14 protein-coding genes are annotated in these 16,612 nt (G+C 67.7%); 10 read left to right on the top strand and 4 right to left on the bottom strand.

The annotated features are described in order from the left end of the window. Positions 1-26 precede the first annotated feature (26 nt). The 6 genes from ASC55_RS04935 (at position 27) to ASC55_RS04910 (ending at position 5,969) form a co-directional block, all read left to right on the top strand. Positions 27-1,310, top strand: a complete 1,284-nt coding sequence (locus ASC55_RS04935) for a CDP-glycerol glycerophosphotransferase family protein (protein WP_055873235.1) — start codon at positions 27-29, stop codon at positions 1,308-1,310. Positions 1,311-1,312: 2 nt separating this feature from the next. Continuing rightward, entirely contained in the window at positions 1,313-2,083 is a 771-nt protein-coding gene (locus tag ASC55_RS04930; RefSeq protein WP_055873232.1) for a biotin--[acetyl-CoA-carboxylase] ligase, read from the top strand. 86 nt (positions 2,084-2,169) lie between these two features. Next, complete coding sequence (locus ASC55_RS04925) at positions 2,170-2,673, top strand: PH domain-containing protein (protein WP_082524238.1); 504 nt, start codon at positions 2,170-2,172, stop codon at positions 2,671-2,673. 112 nt (positions 2,674-2,785) lie between these two features. Next, the gene (locus ASC55_RS04920; RefSeq protein WP_055873227.1) at positions 2,786-3,910 is read left to right on the top strand and encodes a 5-(carboxyamino)imidazole ribonucleotide synthase; all 1,125 of its coding nucleotides are present in this window, start codon (positions 2,786-2,788) and stop codon (positions 3,908-3,910) included. 140 nt (positions 3,911-4,050) lie between these two features. Next, complete coding sequence (gene purE, locus ASC55_RS04915; RefSeq protein ID WP_055875921.1) at positions 4,051-4,518, top strand: 5-(carboxyamino)imidazole ribonucleotide mutase; 468 nt, start codon at positions 4,051-4,053, stop codon at positions 4,516-4,518. 80 nt (positions 4,519-4,598) lie between these two features. Beyond that, positions 4,599-5,969, top strand: a complete 1,371-nt coding sequence (locus ASC55_RS04910) for an LCP family glycopolymer transferase (RefSeq protein WP_235563093.1) — start codon at positions 4,599-4,601, stop codon at positions 5,967-5,969. Between the two features lie 210 nt (positions 5,970-6,179). Here ASC55_RS04910 and ASC55_RS04905 read toward each other — a convergent pair whose 3' ends face one another. Then, a complete protein-coding gene (locus tag ASC55_RS04905; RefSeq protein ID WP_055864321.1) occupies positions 6,180-6,764 on the bottom strand; it encodes a hypothetical protein in 585 nt (194 codons plus the stop codon). Between the two features lie 144 nt (positions 6,765-6,908). Then, positions 6,909-8,672: a DUF4012 domain-containing protein gene (locus ASC55_RS04900; protein ID WP_055873221.1), complete on the bottom strand. Its 1,764-nt coding sequence runs from the start codon at positions 8,670-8,672 to the stop codon at positions 6,909-6,911. Positions 8,673-8,794: 122 nt separating this feature from the next. On the opposite strand from ASC55_RS04900, the gene ASC55_RS04895 reads away from it, so the two are divergent. Together ASC55_RS04895 and ASC55_RS04890 are read left to right on the top strand one after the other, a co-directional pair. Further along, the gene (locus ASC55_RS04895; RefSeq protein WP_055873218.1) at positions 8,795-9,868 is read left to right on the top strand and encodes a glycosyltransferase; all 1,074 of its coding nucleotides are present in this window, start codon (positions 8,795-8,797) and stop codon (positions 9,866-9,868) included. A 134-nt stretch (positions 9,869-10,002) separates the two neighbouring features. Next, positions 10,003-12,819, top strand: coding sequence for a hypothetical protein (locus tag ASC55_RS04890; RefSeq protein ID WP_055864312.1), 2,817 nt, complete (start codon positions 10,003-10,005; stop codon positions 12,817-12,819). 60 nt (positions 12,820-12,879) lie between these two features. Here ASC55_RS04890 and ASC55_RS04885 read toward each other — a convergent pair whose 3' ends face one another. After that, positions 12,880-14,292, bottom strand: coding sequence for a sugar nucleotide-binding protein (locus ASC55_RS04885; RefSeq protein WP_442922346.1), 1,413 nt, complete (start codon positions 14,290-14,292; stop codon positions 12,880-12,882). Further along, entirely contained in the window at positions 14,289-15,287 is a 999-nt protein-coding gene (gene rfbB, locus ASC55_RS04880; RefSeq protein ID WP_055864309.1) for a dTDP-glucose 4,6-dehydratase, read from the bottom strand. Before rfbB ends, ASC55_RS04885 begins: the two co-directional genes overlap by 4 nt. Before the next feature lie 79 nt (positions 15,288-15,366). Here rfbB and rfbA point away from each other — a divergent pair, with 79 nt between their 5' ends. Both rfbA and ASC55_RS04870 read left to right on the top strand, forming a co-directional pair. Further along, positions 15,367-16,239: a glucose-1-phosphate thymidylyltransferase RfbA gene (gene rfbA / locus ASC55_RS04875; protein ID WP_055864306.1), complete on the top strand. Its 873-nt coding sequence runs from the start codon at positions 15,367-15,369 to the stop codon at positions 16,237-16,239. 88 nt (positions 16,240-16,327) lie between these two features. Beyond that, on the top strand, positions 16,328-16,612 hold a 285-nt coding region (locus ASC55_RS04870), incomplete at its 3' end, for a rhamnan synthesis F family protein (RefSeq protein ID WP_327038150.1).

The raw sequence follows: 16,612 nt of genomic DNA, 5'->3' as shown, positions 1-16,612 counted from the left end.
GGACGCGGACGAACTATTCTGGAGGGATGGGTGCACTGTCTGACGCGAAGAAGGCATACCGTCTGCTGAAGCGGGCGCTCGCGTCTCGCACCGCGGTGCAGCGCGTGCGACGCCGGCTCGCCGAGCGCGAGCCGTTCCCGACCGACTACTTCAAGGTCGCGGTCTACTTCGCCGACGGTGCCGTGAACATGTACCAGATGCGTCAGTGGTACCGCCCGCTCGCCGAGCTCGCGAAGCGCTGGCCCGTCGTCGTGCTCTCCCGGCAGGCCACCGGGACCGAGAAGCTCCTCGAAGAAGACGCCCCTCCGGTGGTGTTCGTCCCGAAGGTGCGCGATCTGGAGCGGTTCATCGCCACCCAGGACATCCGCATCGTGCTGTACGTCAACCAGAACACCAGGAACTTCCAGATGTTCCGGTACGGGCGGCGCTGGCATGTGTTCATCAATCACGGCGAGTCCGACAAGATGTACATGACGACGAACCAGTACAAGGCCTACGACTACGCCTTCGTCGCCGGACAGGCCGCTCGGGATCGTCTCTCGCGCACGCTGTGGGATTACGACGTGAACCACCGCACGATCGAGATCGGGCGCCCGCAGGCCGATCACTACTCCGGAACGCTTCCGTACACGCCCGATGAGCGGACCGTCGTGCTCTATGCGCCGACCTGGGAAGGCGACCGTCCCAGCGCCCACTACGGTTCGATCGCTTCGCACGGCGAGGAGCTCGTGAGCCGGCTGCTGGCGACCGGTGCCCACCGTGTGATCTACCGCCCCCATCCCCGCAGTGGCGTGGTCGATGAGGCGTACGGCGCCGCGCATCGACGGATCGTGGCCGCGATCGAAGCGGCGAATGCCGCGGACGCGACCGCTCACCATGTCTACGACGCGGCTCCGGAGTTGGGCTGGCAGCTCACCGCGGCCGACGTCGCCATCGTCGACATCTCCGCCATGGTCTACGACCGGCTCGCCGCCGGAAAGCCGCTGATGATCACGCGTCCGACGGACGAGCAGGCATCGATCGACACGCAGGGCTACCTGTCGGATTGCGAATGGCTGACCGCGGAGGCTGCGGTCGACATCGTCGCCGAGGTCGATCGGGTCCGAGCCGATGAGGCTGCGATCGCCCGGCTGCGGATGTGGGTCCAGCACTACTTCGGCGACACCACGCAGGGGGTGGCGACCGCGAAGTTCCATGCCGCGGTCGAGCGCCTCATGCAGGAGTGGGAGCGTTGGCAGGCGCATGAGGTCGGAACCGTCCGCGAAGACGAGGACGACGACGACGAAGAAACAGACGACGAGGACGCCTGAGGATGGACTTCCCGCTCGCGAGCGCGATCGTGCCTCGCCTCGAGCTGGTGGCGGACACCGGTTCGACGAATGCCGACCTGCGGGCGAAAGCGGCTGACGCCGGGGACTGGCCGCACCTGGCGACCCTGGTCACGCGCAACCAGACGGCCGGACGTGGTCGCCTCGATCGCACGTGGGTCGCGCCGGCGGATTCCGCTCTCGCGATCTCGGTGCTGCTGCGCATGATTCCGGCCGATCCGGCCGCGCGGGGATGGATCCCGCTCGCCGCTGGTGCGGCAATGACGGAGGCGATCGCCGAGCAGCTCGTCGGACATGACGTCGCCGTGAAGTGGCCGAATGACGTTCTCGTCGACGGGCGGAAGATCTGCGGCATCCTCGCGGAGGCGACGACGGCGGCGGTGATCGTCGGGGCGGGCGTCAACACGGCCATGACGATCGAGCAGCTCCCTGTGCCGACGGCGACGTCGTTCGCATCCCTCGGCGTCGTCGTGGACGAGGACCGGTTGCTGTCCGCCTACCTCGAGAAGCTCGACGGGCACCTGTCGGCGCTGACCGCCTCTGGAGACGCCGTCGTGAGCGGCCTGCACGGTGTCGTGTCCGCCCGCTGCGCGACGCTCGGGCTGAGGGTAAGCGTGTCTCTGCCGGCCGGCCGCTCCCTCGACGGGGTGGCCACGGCGATCGATGCGGAGGGCCGTCTTCTGGTCGAATCGGATGGTCGCGAGTACCCGATCTCCGCCGGCGACGTCGTGCACGTGCGACCGGCCGGAACCTGACACGCCGCCGCACAGACGGCTTTGTCGCAGATCACGGGCACAATGGTGGGGTGACCCAGCCTGTGACGCTCGGCGGGAGGCCCCTGATGCCGCCGCCCGGTACGCCTTCGGAGGAGCTGCTGATCGCGCGCTTCCGGAGCCACGCACGTCGCCTGTTCGGGTCGGCACTCGTGCTCATCGCGACTTTCGGGGCGACGGGGTACTTCTTCGGCAATCTGCCAGAGGGTATCGAGGACTGGATGCTCCTCACCGCCGCCGGGGCTCTGGTGCTGCTGGCCGTCGTGCTGCCGTTCGTCATCTGGTACTCGCGGAGCACCACCGTCACGACCAGGAGGGTCATCGCCCGCCAGGGGATCGGTTCCCGTCGGCGTCACGAGATGTCCCATGCCCGGGGCTACACCATCGCCGTTCGCCGCGGTCCGCTGCAGCGGATGTGGGGCTCGGGCACGATCACGCTGTCGAACGGCGTCGACACGCCGCTGCGGTTGGCGAACGTCCCGAACGTGACCCTCGTGCATGAGACCCTCGCCGACCAGATCGAGGTCGGGCAGATTCTCGCGCACCGCGACGCGCAGGCCGTCGGCGACTGAATTCGGCGGCATTCGCACGGCCGAGCGCGGTGATCCGTGCCGCCGATCCGCAATCTGTCGTGCACGCCCGCATCGGTGCGGGAGAATGGGGGCAGACGAATGGAGGCGGCACATGGCGCTGCGTGTTGGCGTGATCGGCGGAGGACAGCTGGCCCGGATGATGATCGCTCCGGCGGTCGAACTCGGGCTCGAACTGCGAGTGCTCGCCGAGGGTGAAGGGATGTCCGCCGGACTCGCGGCCACCGCGGTCGGCGACTACCGGGATCTGGAGACCGTGCGCGCCTTCGCGGCCGACGTCGATGTCGTGACCTTCGACCACGAGCACGTGCCGCAGGACGTTCTCCGTCAGCTCGTCGCAGACGGCGTCGTCGTGCACCCGGGGCCGGACGCCCTCCAGTACGCGCAGGACAAGCTCGTGATGCGTGCGCGTCTTGCGGAACTCGGAGTGCCCCAGCCCGACTGGGCGGCTGTGCGCACCACGACCGAGTTGCAGGCGTTCCTCGACGAGCACGCAGGAGCAGGAGTGGTGAAGACTCCGCGCGGAGGCTACGACGGCAAGGGCGTGCGCGTGGTCCGTGCAGCACGGGACGCGCAGGACTGGCTGGAAGCGCTCGCCGAGGGGGAGGCGCTTCTCGTCGAGGAGCTCGTGCCGTTCGTGCGCGAGCTCGCGCAGCAGGTCGCCCGTCGAGCGGGCGGTGAGATTGTCGCTTATCCCGTGGTGGAGACCGTTCAGCGTGACGGCGTGTGCGCCGAGGTCATCGCTCCGGCCCCCGCCGCCGCCGAGCGCCTGACCGAGGTCGCGGAGGCGATCGGCCGCACCATCGCCGAAGGGCTCGGCGTGACCGGGATGCTCGCGGTCGAGCTGTTCGAGACCGACGACGAGCGCATCCTCGTGAACGAGCTCGCCATGCGGCCGCACAACAGCGGGCACTGGAGCCAGGACGGCGCCGTCACCGGCCAGTTCGAACAGCACCTGCGTGCCGTCGCCGATCTTCCTCTCGGGAGCACCGCGCCGCGAGCCGCGTGGTCCGTGATGGTCAACATCCTCGGCGGACCCGTCGAGGGGACGCTCGACGAGCGTTTCGGCGCGGCGATGGCCGAGCACCCGCAGGCGAAGATCCACACCTACGGGAAGGCGCCGAGACCGGGCCGCAAGGTCGGACATGTGAATGTCGCCGACGACGACCTCGACGACGCGGTCTACGTCGCCAGGGCCGTCGCCGCACACTTCGACTGATCCGCAGCCCGCATCGCCTCTTCGCCGACACATGCGGGGCAAGAGGCGTGCCGTTCGGGGAATCTCACAGCGGCAGACCGTACCCTGATCTGGTGACCGAGCCACTGCACTCTTCCGCCGAGCCTCTGGTCGGCGTCGTGATGGGATCCGACTCCGACTGGCGTGTGATGAGCGACGCGTCCCAGGCGCTCACGGACTTCGGCATCCCGCACGAGGTCGAGGTGGTATCCGCACACCGCACCCCGGACAAGCTCATGTCGTATGCGCGAGAAGCGCGCACGCGCGGCATCCGCGTCATCATCGCCGGCGCCGGGGGAGCAGCCCACCTTCCGGGAATGCTCGCCTCGATGACTCCGCTCCCCGTGGTGGGTGTCCCTGTGCCTCTCGCGTATCTCGACGGCATGGACTCCCTGCTGTCCATCGTGCAGATGCCCGCCGGCATCCCGGTTGCGACGGTCTCCATCGGCGGCGCTCGCAATGCGGGTCTGCTCGCCGCACGGATCCTCGGAACGGCCGACACCGCTCTCGCTGACCGCGTCGAGGAGCACGCGCGCGATCTCGAGGCGCAGGTCGAGGAGAAGAACGAACGGCTGAAGGCCTCCCTGTGACTCTTGCGCCTCCGCGCGCAACACGGCGCCCGCTGATCGAGACCCGGCCGCTGCGGCACCCGGACTCCGCCGATTCGGGGATGATGACCAAACGCGGGTGGTGGCTGGTCGCCGTGAACCTTCTGGTGCCGGGCTCCGCCCAGGTCCTCGCCGGCAACCGCCGCCTCGGCCGTTTCGGGCTCGGCGCCACACTGGTCTCCTGGATCCTCGCGATCGTCGCTCTCGGACTCGCGCTCTTCGCACGCCCTGTCCTGCTGTGGCTCACGATCGGTGGCGGTTTCTTCTCGGCCGCCGTACTGACGATCGTTCAGGTGCTGCTGGTGGGATACGTCGTGCTCTGGGTGGTGCTCACATTCGACACCCTGCGTCTGGTGCGCCTTGTGAAGGTGCCAGGAGTCTCCCGACTCGCCATCCCGGTCGTGGCGCTGGTACTGCTGGGACTCGTCAGTGGCGGGGCGGGATACGCAGCCACCGCCGTCGGATCGGTGCGCAACACCATCGGCTCGATCTTCGGACAGAGCGGACCCAGTGTGCAGCCCAGCGACGGCTACTACAACATCCTCCTCCTCGGAGCCGACAGCGGCGACGGCCGCGACTCCATGAGGTTCGACAGCATCTCGGTGGTCTCGGTGAACGCCGACACCGGTGCCGTGACGATCACCGGCATCCCCCGGGAGCTCCCCAACGCGCCGTTCAGCGACGGCAGCCCGATGCAGGAGCTGTATCCGGAGGGGTTCGAGGGCCACGGCTCCTCTACCTGCGGCTGGAACGGATGGATGAACCACGTGCGCAACGCCGCCGAGGTCTGCCGGGAAGACGCCGGCGCCGGTCTCTACCCCGACGCCGTGGCCAACGGGTCGGAACCGGGTATCGAGGCGACGAAGGATGCGGCCGAAGGCGTACTCGGGATCGAGATCCCGTACTACGTGTTCGTCGACATGCACGGCTTCGCTGAGCTCGTCGATGCACTGGGTGGTGTCGAGATCGACGTCACGGAGCGGCTGCCCAAGGGCGGTCCGCCCGAGGGGTGGACGGGCACCGACGTGAACGAGTGGGCTATCGGCTGGATCGAACCGGGAACGCAGCGCATGGACGGCGACACGGCGCAGTGGTACGCCCGTTCGCGCTACACGACCAGTGACTGGGACCGGATGAAGCGTCAGCGGGAGCTGCAGGCTGCCATCCTCGCCCAGTTCACGCCGCAGACCGTCCTCACCCGATTCAACGAGGTGGCAGCGGCCGGGACGGCCCTGATCAGCACGGATCTCCCGTCGGACAAACTGCCGGAGTTCTTCGACCTGATGCTCAAGGCGAAGGAGCAGCCGGTCACGTCGATCGAGCTCACCCCCGACGCCGGCGTGGACGAGCACCAGCCCGACTACGCCTTCATCCACGACTTGATCCAGCAGAAGCTGCATCCGCCGACGGAGACGCCGACGCCCGAGCCGTGATCACGGCCGCCTGAGGGTCGAGCTCCCCGCTCGGCACCCCATGCGCGCCCCTCTGTGCCGACGCCATGAACGACAAAGCCCACGGCCGTCTCCCGAAGGAGAACGACCGTGGGCTTCCGGTGGATTCCACCGGATGCACCAGACGACGGTGATCGGAGGGGGAGGGATCACCGTCGTCCAGTCGACCACCGCACGAGGCGGCAGCCGGACCTAGGCGCGCTTGCGGCGCGATGCTCCCACCGCGACGAGGGCTCCACCGGCGACCAGAGCTGCTGCTCCGCCGCCGAGGACCCAGGGCGACACGCTTCCGCCGGTGAGAGCCAGCTCGATACCGCCACCGGTGAGCGGCAGCTCCGATCCCGCGGTCGCAACCCCGGGATCGTGGTCGCAGCTGGTGGCCGCATCGTGGCCGTGCGAAACCGTGATCGTGGCGGTGTACGAACGCGAGCCGTTGAAGGCGACGGCGTAGGATCCCTCACCGTCGGACGGCGGACGGAACGTGAGGGTCAGGCTTCCGTCGGCGCCGGCGATGTTGCCGGAGACGGCGGCCTTGCCGGCGTTGTAGCCGGACACCGACACGTTCACGTTCTCGGACGCCAGGAAATACCCCGGACCGAACACGATCGTCGAGACTTCGCAGATGTCGATGATCGGGTCGCCGACCTTGGCGCCGGGAGGCGTCGGATACGAGTCGGACGACGCGGCCGGCACAGTCGGCGCAGCGGTGGCCACAGTGGGCGCGACGAGTACGAGCGCGCCAGCGGCAAGGCTGATGACAGCCAGTTTCTTCAGCATGATTTCTCCCCAGAAATTTCACGCGGAATCGCTTTTGGACACACCCCTGCATCCAACTGCGTGGCGTCTTCCTGCCCCCACGGCAGGATGGCAGACGCCAGATATTCCCCAGTGAGTCGACAGTACCCTATCGAGCCGGGAATGTCACGAGGCGCATCGGAGGGGCTCCCGTGTCGTGTCGGGGGTGTGGATCAGCGGGGTGTGCCGCACATCCGTGAGTCGCTCTCCCGCACCGGTGCCCTGGAACTCGACCGTGATCGTCGTCGATTCGCCCGGCGCGAGGGAGACCTCGTGCTGCACAGCCGAGCGGTCGCCGATCATCGCCGTCTGCACGCCCTCTTCTGCGCCGTCCCGGTCGATGCGCGACGGCGTCGCCCCCTCGGGGCCGTACACGGCGATCAGCGTGCGCACCGTGCCTGCGGGCACGCCGTAGAAGCCGTCCGCCGTGACGTAGGGCGGCAACGAGGTGGCGGCGTCGGCGGGGGCCGTGTTGGTCCATGTCACCCGCACCTGCGTGGTCGGGGTCCCCTGGCAGCTCCCGACCGATGTCGAGATGGATGCGCGGGTGTAGAAGTCCATCTTGCCGCCGGTGGTGTCGTTCATCAGCACCCCCACGTAGGTCGCATCGACGCTGTCGGTGGGAATCGTGCCCCCCAGTGCAGAGCCGGCGAGCACGGCCTCTTCGTCGTCATGGGCGCTCCAGATCCGGATGCGGCCCTCCTCCGCCGACGTCGCCAGTGCTCCGATCAGTGCGCGCGGGTCTCCTCCGGACAGCGCGGCGCCGAAGAGCGCTCCTGCGGCCTGCGCGAAGATCTCGTCCTGCACGGCGGGATCGGGAACCGCGGCGTAGATCTCTGAGAGCAGGATGTCGGTGACGTTCTCGGGCGTCGCCGTGAACGGGCCGAACGTGAGGTCTCCGGTCGCCGCGATCAGATGCTTCGCGACGACGGCGTCCACGGCGATGACGCCGTCGACGGTCCCACCGAATCGACCCTCCCAGCGGGCGGCGATGGCAGCTCCTGCCTCGCTGAAGTCGGGGATGCTCGTGATGTTCTGCAGATAGCGGCCGGGACGGTCCTCGAAGAGCGCGATCGTCGAGTCGCTGAGGGGCAGCGCGGTGTCGAGCGGAGGGAAGTCCCGCGTCGACGCCTGGCTCTGGAGGGTGATCCTGCCCCCCTCGGCGTGCAACAGGGCGATGGATCCGATGATGCCGCCCGACGAGCGCAGCTCAGCGTTGTTCTGCATCGCGAGTACGTAGTTGCGCGGTCCCTCGCCGCCGAGCATGGTGGGCAGCAGCACGGCTGCGCCATGGAGCGAACCCACGACCGTCGCGGCCTCGGTGACGGATGAGCGCATGGTGCGGATGGCGTCGGCGAGCGGCGGGAGCGTGGCATCGGCGTCGATGCGTCGTGCGTGCAGCTGCGCGGTGCTGAGCGCGGTGTCGGCCGTGCCGAGCGGGCCGGCGATCTCTGCGAACGGCGCCAGATCGATCGCCCCGCCGGCGAAGCCCAGGCTCGCCAGATCGAAGTCCGCCGCCACGTCGAGGAGGGGCGTGAGCGCGTCGGCCGACACGTCGTCGGCGATCTCGGCGATCTCGCTCACCGCGCTGAAGTTCGGTCCGATCCATGGCAGGGCGCCGAACGCGTGCCACACGGGGTCGGACGTCAGGCTGCGAGCGGACTCCGCGTTGTGCGCGATGCTCTTCGCGAGCGGCTTGGCGCCCTCGAGGTCTCCGGCCGCGATCGAAGACTTCAGCTGAGAGGCGCCTTTCGCCACCTGCTGGAGGTCGTTCACCGCGCCGATCCCACGGATGCAGACCCAGCCGATGGCGATCAGGAGAAGGGAGAGCAGAACGCCGACGGTCCACCCGATCCATCGGCGCCGGACGGGAAGTCGACCATCGCTCACCCGAGCATTCAAGCACGAACCGCTGCAGTGGTGGTGGGGGAAAACTGTGCGAACGCTGACATTCGGGCGGCGCGGTCGGCGCGTTCCGTGGGGGAGCGGCACGGCGAAGATAGCCTGTGGGCATGGGTGCTCGGCTGCGTGTTGTTCTGGATCAGCTCGTGAGCGTCGTCGATGCCGATCATGCGGACGCCGCGGTGGGACTCGCGGCAGGACTGGTCGCGACGGCGCCCTCCGGGTGCGCGGTCGATGCCATCGTCCCGTCGGGCGCGACCGTGCCCGTGGCGGGAATCGGGGACGTCCGCACCCTCGGCATGGGGCGCCGAGAAATCGCTGCCGCCTGGCAGCTCGGGATCGTCCCCGGTGTCGGCGGGGGACTGATCCATTCGCCGACGCTCATGGCCCCGCTCGTGCGCCACGATCGCGTGCACGACAACGACCAGACCACGGTCACGGTGTGGGATCTGCGCGCATGGGAAGCGCCGGAGACGCTCTCCAAAGGCAGCGTCGCCTGGCAGCGCGGCATGCTCCGACGCGCCGTCAGGCATGCCGACGCGGTCGTGGTGCCCTCGCACGCCGTCGCGGAGCGTCTGTCCGAGCTCGCGAAGATCGGCGACCGTCTCCGTGTGATCGCCGGTGCACCGCCTCAGGGATTCCGTGCTCCCGGTGACGCGTCCGAGCGTCGCCGCGCTCTCTCGCTGCCCGACGAGTACGTGGTTCTCACCGGGTCCGTCTCGAGTCTGTCCGACGGCTTCCGGGGTGCGGTGGCCGCCGGCCTCGACGCGGTGGTCATCGACGCGCCCGAAGGGGCGGAGCCTCGTCACGCCGACGCCGCTGCGGCGGCAGGACTGCCGGAGAGGCGCACGCATGTGCGGGGGGCACTGAGCGTCGAGGATCGTGCAGCGGTACTAGACGGCGCATCCGCCTATGTCGCGACGGACGCGGTGGCAGGCTGGCCGTGGCGCGCGGTGGAGGCCATGGTGCTCGGCGTGCCCGTCGTGGCGGTCTCCAGCGGGTCGCATCGGGACGTCATCGCCGACGGGGGCATGCTGGTCCCCGCCGAGGCGATCGCCGACGCGGTCGCCGAGGCGACCGGTGGAGCGGCGGACAGACTCCGCGTGCTCGCCTGCGACCGGTCGCGAGCCTTCTCCTGGGCGAGCTCTGCGGAACGCCTCTGGGGCCTGCACGCAGACCTGTGATTCGCTGAGAGCAACCTGCGCATACGGGCGACACGCCGAAAAGTTGTGGCGCAAAGCGTGTAACAGTGGCATCATCACGCAACTTCCGTCACACTGGTCACATGTCTCGACGTGCCCCACGCTCGCGAAACAACATGAGGTTCCCCCGACTCCTCACCTGTTTCCTCGCTGTCTCCGCCCTTGTCATCGGAACGGTGGTCCCCGCCACTGCCGCCACCGCGTCCGTCTCCGCGAGCGGCTCGAGCAGCGCGAGCATCGCGAAAGCAGCCGTCGACCCGGTCTCGGCCGGGATGGTGAAGTCCACGCTTGCAGGTTTCGAGGCGGGCAATATCATCAGCGATGCGGTCTTCACGAACGCGGGCACGATGTCCGAGGCGCAGATCCAGGCCTTCTTCAACAGCAAGGTGTCGAGCTGTCAGAGCGGTTACGTCTGCATCAAGGACTTCCGCATCACGTCGGTGACCCGCCCCGCCGACGCCTACTGCGACGGCTACACCGGCGCGGCCAACGAGTCCGCGGCGCGGATCATCTACCGTGTCGCGCAGTCCTGCAACATCAATCCTCAGGTGCTGATCGTGATGCTCCAGAAGGAGCAGGGGCTGATCACCCACACCTGGCCGAGCGCGTGGCGATACAACATCGCGCTGGGGCAGGGGTGCCCTGACACCGCGCCTTGCGACCCGAACTACATCGGCTTCTTCCATCAGATCTACGGCGCCGCGCGCCAGATGCAGATCTACATGGAAGGCAAGTGGTTCCAGTGGTACGCACCGGGTCGGACCTGGAACATCCTCTACAACCCGAACGCGAACTGCGGCAGCTCGCCCGTCTACATCGCCAACAAGGCGACGTCGGCCCTCTACTACTACACGCCGTACCAGCCCAATGCAGCGGCGATGCGCGCGGGCTACGGCGAGGGTGACGGCTGCTCCGCGTACGGCAACCGCAACTTCTACAACTACTTCACCGACTGGTTCGGCTCCACACAGGGCGGCGCGAACAACCCCTTCGGCAATATCGAGATGATCGAAGCCCGTCCGGGTGAGTTCGCCGTGTCGGGGTGGGCGATCGACCCCAACACGAGCGCATCGCTCTCGGTCCATGTCTACGTGGGCGACGTCGGACGTGCCTTCACCGCGGACGAGGATCGTCCCGATGTGGGCGCCGTCTACCCGGGGGCCGGGAACAAACACGGGTTCTCCGCCCGCGTCCCGGCAGCAGGTTCCGGCGACTCGACGGTGTGCGTGTACGCCATGAACGCGGGACCCGGCGCCAACGTGCTCCTGGGCTGCAAGCGCTTGGCGAGCTTGAGCGGCCCTCCCGCGGGCGCGGTCGAGAGCATCAAGCCCGTGAAGGACGGTTTCGAGGTGACGGGGTGGGCGGTCGATCCCGATACGGCGTCGCCCATCGAGGTCCATCTCTACATCGGCGGGGTCGGACGCTCCTTCACCGCGAATGTGGAGCGCACGGATCTGCCGGCCGCGTACCGTCCCCACGGAACGAAGCACGGCTTCAAGGCGACGATCCCCGCCGGTGCGGGAGTGCACACCATCTGCGCCTACGCCATCAACGTCGGCCCCGGAGCGAACTCCGAGTTGGGCTGCTCGCAGAACACGCACCCCGGCACCGTGATCGAGGATCGCGGGCGGGCGCCGATCGGTGCGTTCGAGTCGCTCACATCCACCGCGCCAGGCACCGTCACCGCGACCGGCTGGGTCCTGGATCCTGACACGGCGGCACCCGCACGCGTCCACCTCTACGAAGCGGGAGTCGGGCGGGAGTTCCTCGCGAACAAGTCGCGCCCTGACGTGGGCGCGGCGAACCCGGGCTATGGGGACGGACACGGCTTCGAAGAGACGCTCAAGGTCTCGGGTGAGTCGGCGACCGTGTGTGCGTACGGCATCAACAACGGAGCGGGCGGGAACACGGAGCTCGGCTGCAAGAAGGTCACCGTGAACACGCAGATCCCCGAGCAGGGGAGGATGCCGGTCGGCGCACTCGACTCCGTCGTCGTCTCGGGCACGACGGCCGTGGCCAAGGGGTGGACGGTCGATCCCGACACCCGTTCGCCGATCAAGGTGCACCTGTACGTCGGATCGATCGGACGAGAGTTCACCGCCGACAAGAACCGCGCCGACGTCGGCACGCTCTACCCCGGCTACGGCACGAACCACGGTTTCGAGGAGTCGGTGCCGCTTCCCGCAGGCAAGTCGACCGTCTGCGCCTATGGGATCAACACTGGTCCGGGAGCGCACACGCTGCTCGGCTGCAAGGAGGTCAACGTGACCTCGGGAATTCAGGAGCGAGGGCGGATGCCCATCGGCTCGTTCGAAGCCCTTCAGGTCAGCGGCAACACCGTCACGGCCAGCGGATGGGCGATCGATCCTGACACCGCGTCGTCGATCAAGGTGCATCTGTACGTCGCGGGAGTCGGACGCGAGTACTCGGCCGACAAGGCCCGCGCCGACGTCGGCGGAGCCAACCCGGGATACGGCGACGCGCACGGATTCTCGGAGTCGTTCACCGTCCCCAACGGCACCACCGGCGTCTGTGCCTACGCCATCAACACCGGGCCGGGCGGCCACACCCTTCTCGGTTGCAAGAGCGTCACGATCACGGCGCCCGTGCAGGATCGCGGACGGGCTCCGTTCGGAAACTACGAGGCACTGCAGGCGACGGCCGGCGGCGCGATCGTCGCCGGATGGGCCATCGATCCGGACACGACGGATCCGATCGCCGTGCACATCTACGTGGACGGAGTGGGTTCCGCGTACACCGCAGCCCTCGATCGCCCGGATGTCCTGGCCGCATACCCCGGTACGGGCCTCAAGCACGGTTTCTACCAGACGGTGCCGATGTCGCCGGGCAACCACGGGGTCTGCGTCTACGCGATCAACAACGGCGCAGGTGGGCACACGCTCCTGGGCTGCAAGAACGTCGTCGTGCCCTGACCTTCGAGGGGACAGAAGACGAGGGCCTGGGATATCTCCCAGGCCCTCTTCTGTTGTCCGTCAGCGACGAAGGTAGTCGCGCAGGTGCGCGGCGCCGTCGAGCGGCGTGAAACCCGTTGCGATGATCTTCGACAGATCGAGCACGCTGTTGCGCGGCCGGGGTGCGACCGGGGCATCGGCGGAACCGAAGTACTCCTCGGTCGTGACGCCGGTGACGCGCGAGCGGTCATGTCCGACCGCCGAGAACACCTCGCGGGCGATGTCGGCCCAGGACTGCGGCTCTCCCGTGCTGCTGAGGTTGTAGATGCCGGGCTCGGCATCGCCGTCGATCAGGTGCGCGATCGCGGCGGCGAGATCGGTGGTGAACGTCAGTCGTCCCACCTGATCGTCCACGACGCGAGGGTCGATGCCGCGCTCGGCGAGCGAGGCCATGGTCCGCACGAAGTTGTTCCCTTCGCCGATCACCCAGGATGTGCGGATGATGTAGTGGCGCGGGACAGTGGAGACGAGAGCGTCGCCTGCAGCTTTGGTCTGGCCGTACACGCCGAGAGGGCGGACGGAGTCGGTCTCGGTGTACTCGCCGACCTTGGTGCCGTCGAACACGTAGTCGCTCGAGACGTGCACGAGCGTGATGCCGTTGTCGACGGCGATCTTCGCCAGAGCCGCGACGCCGGTGACGTTCGCGGCCCAGGCGTCTGCTCTTCCCTCGGTGGTCTCCGCCTTGTCGACCGCGGTGTAGGCGGCGGCGTTGATGATGGTCGCGTAGTCGCGCCAACGGCGGGCCGAGGGGAAGGACCCGTCCGAGAGGTCGAGCTCGTCCCGTCCCACGTACTCGTATTCGGCGGCTTCGCCGAAGTGCGCGCGCAGCGCGTGGCCCAGCTGACCGCCGGCGCCGACGATGAGCGTCTTCTTGGCGGGGATCGGCGTGACATCCGCGAGACGCGGGTGTGCGTGGTCCTTGGCGGAGATCTCGACCTCGGACAACGGGATCGGCCACTGGATGGCAGCTGTCTCGTCGGCGAGGTTCAGGAACGAGTACTCCGCATCGGCCGACCAGTGATCGTTCACCAGGTAGACGTAGGCGGTGTCGGGCTCGAGCGTCTGGTACGCATTGCCGACGCCGCGGGGTACGAAGATCGCCTGTGAGGGGTCGATCTCCGCCGTGAACACCGTTCCGAACGAAGGGCCCTCGCGAAGGTCGACCCATGCGCCGAAGATGCGGCCGGTCGCCACGGAGACCCACTTGTCCCAGGGCTCGGCATGGATGCCGCGCGTCGTACCGATCGCGTCGTTGAAGGAGATGTTGTTCTGCACCGGTCCGAAGTCGGGCAGACCCGCCGCGACCATCTTCTCGCGCTGCCAGTTCTCCTTGAACCAGCCGCGGGAGTCGCCGTGCACCGGCAGATCCGCGAGGAGCAGTCCGGGTATCGCGGTCTCGGTGACCGCGAGTGCCTTGCCGAACTCCGTCATCACTGTCCCTTGGAGGCGTAGAACGACTCGGTGGCATCCTTGGACGAGGCCCACCAGGCCTCGTTGTCGCGATACCAAGCGATGGTGGAGGCGAGTCCGGACTCGAAGTCGCCGAAGGCCGGGGTCCAGCCCAGCTCGGTGCGCAGCTTCGTGGAATCGATCGCGTACCGCAGATCGTGACCGGCGCGATCCGTGACGTGATCGTAGGCGTCCGCCGGCTGACCCATCTCAGTGAGGATCAGTTCGACGACGGACTTGTTGTCCTTCTCGCCGTCGGCACCGATCAGGTAGGTCTCGCCGATCTCCCCCTTGTCGAGGATGGTGAGCACCGCAGACGAGTGGTCGTCCGCGTGGATCCAGTCGCGGACGTTCAGCCCTGCACCGTACAGCTTGGGCCGGATGCCGCGGATGACGTTCGTGATCTGGCGCGGGATGAACTTCTCCACGTGCTGATACGGACCGTAGTTGTTCGAGCAGTTCGAGATCGTCGCCCGCACGCCGAACGAACGCACCCAGGCGCGCACCAGCAGATCGCTGCCGGCCTTGGTGGAGGAATAAGGAGACGAGGGGTTGTAGGGCGTCTGCTCGGTGAACCGCTCGGGGTCGTCGAGCTCGAGGTCTCCGTAGACCTCGTCGGTCGAGATGTGGTGGAAGCGACGATCGTGACGGCGGGCTGCCTCGAGCAGCGTGTAGGTGCCGATGATGTTGGTGTCGAGGAAGGGGCGGGGATCGTGCAGGGAGTTGTCGTTGTGCGATTCGGCGGCGTAGTGCACGACCGAGTCGACGTCGGCGAACAGGCCGTCGACGAGTTCGGCGTCGGCGATGTCGCCTTCGACGAAGCGCAGGCGGTCGCTGGGGAGGCCCTCGAGAGAGGCCTTGTTGCCCGCGTAGGTGAGCTTGTCGAGCACGGTGACATGGGCATCGGTGTTCTCGATGACGTGGTGCACGAAATTTGAACCGATGAAGCCGGCGCCGCCGGTGACGAGCAGTCTCTGCATGCCCCCCAGCGTAGCGGGAGCCCTCCTGTGAGACTCGGGGCGTTTGTTCAGGTGGGGCCGATCAGGGAGACTGTTCACCATGCGTGGCATTATTCTCGCCGGAGGAACAGGCTCCCGGCTGCACCCGATCACTCTCGGCGTCTCGAAGCAGTTGGTCCCGGTCTACGACAAGCCGATGATCTACTACCCGCTGTCGACACTGATCCTCGCGGGAATCCGCGACATCCTGATGATCACGACGCCACACGACGCGGAGTCCTTCCAGCGTCTGCTGGGCGACGGCTCGAAGTTCGGGGTGTCCATCACCTACAAGACCCAGCCCTCGCCCGACGGACTCGCGCAGGCCTTCGTCCTGGGAGAAGAGCACATCGGCTCGGATTCCGCGGCCCTGGTTCTCGGCGACAACATCTTCTACGGGCAGGGGATGGGCACGCAGCTGCGGCAGTACACCGAGCTCGACGGCGGCGTCGTCTTCGGATACTGGGTCGACGACGCCACGGCGTACGGTGTGGTGGAGTTCGACGACGCGGGCCGAGTGGTCTCGCTCGAGGAGAAGCCCGCGCAGCCCAAGAGCAACTACGCGGTGCCTGGCCTCTACTTCTACGACAACGATGTGATCGAGATCGCCAAGGCGCTGAAGCCCTCGCCCCGTGGCGAGCTGGAGATCACCGACGTCAATCGCGAGTACCTGGACCGCGGCAAGCTCAAGGTGCAGGTGCTCACGCGCGGTACGGCCTGGCTCGACACCGGGACCTTCGACTCGCTCGCGGAGGCGACGGACTTCATCCGCACGGTGGAGAAGCGCCAGGGCCTGTCGATCGGGTGCCCTGAGGAGGTCGCCTGGCGAATGGGCTTCCTGACCGACGACGAACTGCGCGAGCGTGCCGAGCCGCTCGTGAAGAGCGGGTACGGGGCTTATCTGCTCAAGGCACTCGCCCAGGGTCGCGTCTGACCCCGGGCTAGGATGGTCGACGGCCCGCGACGCGTCGACGGGACGGGCCTGTCGATGATCATCACCGGATCCGGGGGCCCACAGGAGCATGACAGTCGTGAGTCGGGTGCCGGGTGTTTTTCCGGTGGGTGGTCGTCGGCTCGTCGTGTATGTGGTGTTCGACCGGCGTGGTGGTGTGGACGATTATGTTCCGTACGCGTTGGCGGGTTTGCGTGAGCATGCGGCTCATGTGCTGGTGGTCGTGAACGGTTCTCTGTCGGAGGAGGGTCGCGGCAAGCTGGAGGCGGTGTCGGACGAGATCCTGGTTCGGGAGAACGTCGGGTTCGATATCTGGGCGCATAAGGATGCTCTGGATCATGTGGGGTCGCGGCTG

It is taken from the genome of Microbacterium sp. Root322 (genome assembly GCF_001425645.1).
In the GTDB taxonomy this organism is placed as follows: domain Bacteria; phylum Actinomycetota; class Actinomycetes; order Actinomycetales; family Microbacteriaceae; genus Microbacterium; species Microbacterium maritypicum.
This window is presented reverse-complemented; position numbering and strand designations above follow the sequence as displayed.